A 509-nucleotide genomic window follows, 5' to 3' on the forward strand; every position below is an offset into this window, starting at 1 on the left:
AGGTTACGCCATCAACTGTGTCGATATTGGTGTAGGTGATACCCGATACGGTAAAGTCGGCAGTATTAAGACTGGCCAATGAGCCTGCGCGTACCGTTAAGCTATCAGTTCCACCATTACCATTAACCGTAGAAACACCTTGGAAAGCGAAACCATTGGTATCAATTTGGTTATCCGCAGTTTCATCAAAGCTATCGTCTCCAGTGGTACCGGTTAAGGTACCAACCTGGGTTGCAGTTGTTACGTTGGTATAGGTAATACTGTTACCGCTGGTGAAGTCGCTTGCACCAAGGGCGACACCAGAGTTGTTGACGTTAACCATACCGGCTGTATCGCCATCAACAGTATTTACACCACTGAAAGCAAATCCTAACAATGACACTTGGTTTGAGCCGGTTTCGGTAAAGCTGTTGCCGCCTGTGACCGAAGCGTTACCCGTTAACTGCCCTGTTCCTGAAACATTACCAATAGTATTAACACGAACACCGGAGTCGGTATCGAAAGCTGTG

1 protein-coding gene is annotated in these 509 nt (G+C 47.2%); it reads right to left on the reverse strand.

Going from position 1 to position 509, the window contains the following annotated elements; genetic code table 11:
- Window positions 1-509 (reverse strand): hypothetical protein (locus tag ACYQ28_RS18730; protein WP_460164742.1); only part of this gene is annotated, 509 nt, incomplete at both ends.

This window comes from Sessilibacter sp. MAH1 (assembly GCF_054658315.1).